Source organism: Candidatus Streptomyces philanthi, from assembly GCF_059553635.1.
On record NZ_JCANQV010000414.1, the window covers coordinates 1 to 3,971 of the forward strand.

The 3,971-nt window shown below is 75.1% G+C and carries 3 protein-coding genes; 2 read left to right on the forward strand and 1 reads right to left on the reverse strand.

Annotated features, from left to right (window positions below; translation table 11 throughout):
- Together AC51EU_RS28055 and AC51EU_RS28060 are read left to right on the forward strand one after the other, a co-directional pair.
- The coding region (locus AC51EU_RS28055) for an acyltransferase domain-containing protein (protein ID WP_496269893.1) at window positions 1-1,666 on the forward strand (1,666 nt) is incomplete at its 5' end.
- A gap of 143 nt (window positions 1,667-1,809) precedes the next feature.
- Window positions 1,810-2,883 carry a tyrosine-protein phosphatase gene (locus tag AC51EU_RS28060; RefSeq protein ID WP_496269894.1) on the forward strand — a complete coding sequence of 358 codons (1,074 nt, stop codon included), beginning with the start codon at window positions 1,810-1,812 and terminating at the stop codon, window positions 2,881-2,883.
- 154 nt (window positions 2,884-3,037) lie between these two features.
- On the opposite strand, the gene AC51EU_RS28065 is transcribed toward AC51EU_RS28060, so the two are convergent.
- A partial coding sequence (locus AC51EU_RS28065) for an acyl carrier protein (protein WP_496269895.1) occupies window positions 3,038-3,971 on the reverse strand: 934 nt, incomplete at its 5' end.

Genomic DNA, 3,971 nt, shown 5'->3' on the forward strand with positions numbered 1-3,971 from the left:
GGTCGTCCCGCACGACGCGGCGCCGGGCGGGCTGGCCTTCGTCTTCCCCGGGCAGGGCAGCCAGCGCGGCGGCATGGGGCGTGAGGCGGCCGAGGCGTTCCCGGTCTTCCGCCGGGCGCTGGCCGAGGTGTGCGCCGCGCTGGACCCGCTGCTGGAGCGGCCGCTGACCCCGGTGATGTGGGCGCCCGCCGGCTCCGAGGAGGCGGACCTCCTCGACGACACCACCTTCACCCAGCCCGCCCTGTTCGCCGTCCATGTCGCCCTGTACCGGCTGTTCGAGTCCTGGGGCGTGGACCCGGACCATCTGGTGGGGCATTCGGTCGGCGAGATCTCCGCCGCCCACGTCACGGGCGTCCTCGGCCTCCGGGACGCGTGCACCCTGATGGCGGCCCGGAGCAGGCTGATGGGCGCGCTGCGACCCAGCGGCGCGATGGTCGCGGTGCGCATCACCGAGGACGAAGTGACGCCGTGGCTCACGGAGTTGGCGGACTCCGTGTCGATCGCCGCCGTCAACGGTCCGCACTCCCTCGTCCTCTCCGGCGCCGAGGCCCCGCTCGCCGCGCTCACCGACCGGCTCGCCGCCGCCGGTCACAAGACCCGGCGGATCACGGCGAGCGTCGCGGCCCACTCGCCGCTGATGGAGCCCATGCTGGACGAGTTCCGCGAGGTCGTCCGGACGCTGTCCTACGGGACGCCCACCGTCCCCGTCGTCTCGACGCTCACCGGCCGCCCGCTGACCGCCGAGGAGGCTCGCGACCCGGAGCACTGGGTGCGGCACGTACGGCGGGCCGTACGGTTCAAGGACGCGATCGGCCGGCTGCTGGAGGCGCGGGTCACCGGGTTCCTGGAGCTGGGGGCCGAGCCGGTGCTCACCCCGATGATCGACGAGTGCCTGGAGTCGGCCGGCCCGCGGCCCGAGGCCGCCGTCATGCCGACCCTGCGGCCCGGCGTGCCGGAGCGGGACGCCCTGCTCACCTCGGTCGCCCGGGTCCACGCCCACGGCGCTTCCGTCGACTGGGACGCGGTGCTGCCCGGGGCCCGGCCCGCCGCCCTGCCGACGTACGCGTTCCAGCGGCGGCGGTTCTGGCTGGCGCCGTCCCCGGTGGGCGCGGCCGCCGACAGCGGCTTCGCGAGCGCGGCCGCCGACGACGAGGAGCCGCCGGGGCTGGCGGCCCGGCTGTCCGGTCTCGACGACGCCGCACAGGACGCGTGCCTCCTGGCCCTGGTCCTCGCCGAGACCTCGGCCGTGCTCGGCGGCCGGGAGACACCCGGCGACGAGGGCCACCGCACGTTCAAGGAGCTGGGCGTCAACTCCGTGAACGCCGTTGAGCTGCGCAACCGTCTCATCGCGGCCACCGAGATGCGGCTCCCCGCCACTCTCGTGTACGACCACCCCACCCCGGACGCCGTCGTCCGTCTCGTACGCGAACGCCTCGCCCGCGCGGCCGCCCCGGCCCGCGAGGTGACCGCCGTCGTCGCCGAACTGGAGTCGCTGCTCGCGTCCGGCGCGGAGGTCCCGGAGGAGGCGATGACGCGGCTGAGGGCGGTGGCCGCGGGGATGGCGTCGGGGTCGGGCGGGGGTGCGGATGCCGGTGGCGGCGAGGCCCTGGACCTGGCGTCGGCCAGTGACGAGGAACTGTTCCGGCTGATGGACTCGGGGAGTTGACGCCCGTCTGAGCCGGGGTTCCCGGCGCGCGCGGCCCGGTCGCCGGACGAGCGGCCGGGCCCGGCGCGCTGCCCTTCAGGACCGGCGCCGCGGCCCGTCAACTCTAGGTGATTCCAGGCTATTTCGGGCCGTACGGTCCCGCCATGAACTCCCATTCCACAGCGGCGGTGCTGACCGCCCGCCGCATCGCCACCTCGTTCGTGGCCGCCGTATCGGCAGTGGGGGTCATCGCGCCCCTCGCCTCCGCCGAACCCGCCGGCGCGCCCACCGGAGCGGGCCGGCACGCGCCGCAGACGCCGCGTGCCGCACGCGCGATTCCGTTCACCGACGCCACGGTGACCCGGCGGAAGGACGGCGCGTTCACCGTGTCCTGGAAGGCGCCCGGCGTCGAGTCGGTGGCCGTCCACGTCGGGGACAGGGCCGTGGCGCACGGCGGGGCCGAGGCCACCGTCACCGTGCGCGGGCTGCCCGCCGCCGACCGCCGGTGGTTCCGTCTCGTCCCCGACCAGGGCGTCCCGCTCACCCTCGCCGACCGCTCCCTGCGCCTGGAGGGCGCCGCCGATGTCCGCGACGTGGGCGGCCACCGCACCGCCGACGGCCGCTGGGTGCGGATGGGCCTCCTGTACCGCGTCAGCGACCCGTACGCGCTCACCGACGCCGATCTCGCCAAGCTCCGGCGCCTCGGCATCCGTACAGACTTCGGCCCGCGCCTGCCCCGTGTGAGCGCCAGGGCGCCGCGCCCCGGCCGTGGCGGGCTGCCCGCCACGGCGGAGGCGTCCGAGCAGATGATGACCGGCACCTACCGGTGGCTCGTCTCCCGGCCCTCGGCGATCGACTCCTACCGTGCCCTCTTCGGCCGCGCCGGCGACCCCGGTTCCTCCGCACTGGCCTACCACTGCGAGGGCGGCAAGGACGGTACGGCCTGGGCCACCGCCGCCCTCCTCACGGCCCTGGGCGTCGACCGCGGCACCGTCCTGCGGGACTACCTGGCCACCAACGACCGCCTCGCCGCACCCATCGCCGCCGCCCTCACCCGCCGCACCCCCGGGACCATCGCCCGCCTCGCCCCGCTCCTGGACGCCAGAACCGCCTATCTCGACGCGGCCTTCGACGAGGTCCAGGCCCGCTTCGGCACGTTCCCCGCCTATCTGCGGGACGGACTGGGCCTGAGCGAACAGGGACTGGAGCGGCTGCGGAAGACGCTGCTCACCGGCTGACGGATCGGCCTCCCGGCCGGTCGATGTGACACACCACGCCCCCTTCCGGTGTACGAGCGGAAGGGGGCGTGGTGTGTCCGCGGTGCTCCGTACAGGGACGGGCCGACGCGGTGCGCCGCCGAGTGTTCGGCGGCGCACCGGGGGGTTCCTTCCGTCAGGACAGGCCGAGTTCGTTGTCCAAGAGGTCGAAGACCTCCTCGTCGGAGGCGGAATCGAAGTCGAAGTCCTCGTCGGACGAGGTGCCCTCGGGCCCGGCCGCCGGGGCCGTGTCCCGCAGGGCGTTCCACTTCGCCCTGAGGACTTCCAGGCGGCCGGCGATCTTCTCGTGGACCTCCTCCGTGACATCGAGTGCGCCGAAGGTCTTCTCCAGCTTGTCGAGTTCGCCGAGGAGCGCCTCCGGGCCGGAGGACGGCTCGGGTGCGATCCGGGCGTGCAGGTGGTCGACCAGTTCCGCCGGGGTCGGGTGGTCGAACAGCAGGGTCGCGGGGAGGCGGATGCCGGTGAGGGCGCTCAGCCGGTTGCGGATCTCGACCGCGGTGAGCGAGTCGAAACCGAGGTCCAGGAAGGCCCGGTCCTCGTCGATCTCCGTGCCCCCGGCATGCCCGAGGACCGCCGCGATCTCACCGCGTACGGCACCGAGGACGACCTCACGTCCCTCCGCCGCCGATAGCCCGGCCAGACGCCGGACGAAGTCGGCGCCGGTGTCCCCGTCCACCGCGGCCGCCGCCGTGCGCCGGCCCGGGGTACGGATCAGGCCGCGCAGCAGCGGCTGGGGGTCGCCCTGCTGCCGCAGCGCCGCCAGGTCCAGCCGGACCGGGAGCGTCGCGGCCTCCGTGGTCGCGAGGGCGGCGTCGAAGAGGGCCACGCCCTCCTCAACGGACAGCGGCGGCATCCCCGAACGGGCCATGCGCTGGAGGTCCGCCTCGGTGAGCGTCCCCGTCATGCCGCCGTCCTGGGACCACGGGCCCCAGGCCAACGAGACCGCCGGGAGGCCCGCAGCCCGGCGATGGTGCGCCAGGGCGTCCAGGAAGGCGTTGCCCGCCGCGTAGTTGGCCTGGCCGGCGCTGCCGATCGTGCCCGCCACGGAG